Source organism: Stenotrophomonas sp. Steno-C15, assembly GCF_056393265.1.
Window position 1 is genome coordinate 1 of sequence record NZ_JBWJPF010000053.1, and the last position, 637, is coordinate 637.

General features: G+C 70.3%; 1 protein-coding gene. It reads left to right on the plus strand.

The features are described from left to right. Positions 1–637, plus strand: a 637-nt coding sequence (locus AC06FB_RS18850) for an autotransporter outer membrane beta-barrel domain-containing protein (protein WP_478053984.1), incomplete at both ends; no start/stop codon positions are given.

The window sequence follows — 637 nt, forward strand, 5'->3', positions numbered from 1 at the left end:
TACCGCCACGCTGGACGGCACGCTGGTCGCGCTGCCCGAACCGGGTGTGTACTACCTGGGAGAGCAGTTCAGCATCCTGCGCGCCGACGGTGGCATCAACGGTCAGTTCGCCCGTACCGACTTCAGTGCATTCTCGCCGTTCCTGCAGTTCAGCTTGGCCTACAGCGCCAATGGTGCACGCATCGACGTGGCACGGGGTGCGCTGCTGGCCACCGCGGCCACCACGCGCAACCAGCGCGCCGTCGCTGGCGTAGCCGATGGCCTGGCGATCAACCAGGGGCTGCCCCGGCCGCTGACCCAGCTGTTCCCCGCCCAGGTCGGCCCCGCGCTGGACGGCCTGAGCGGCGAGCTGCATGCCGCCACGCCGCTGGTGCTGGTCGAGAGCAGCCGCTACGTGCGTGATGCAGCCTTGTCGCGGCGTGCAGGCAATGCGTCGCCGGGCAGCACCGGCGACGCGACCGGTGCGTGGGTACAGGCGATCGGCGGCAACGGCAAGCTCGATGGCGATGTCGAAACCGCGCGCACCGACGCCAACAGCAACGGCCTGCTGGTCGGTATCGACCGCGAGTTCGATGGCTGGCAGGCCGGCGTGCTGGCCGGCACCGGCCGTACCGACGTCAAGCAACGCGACCGCCGC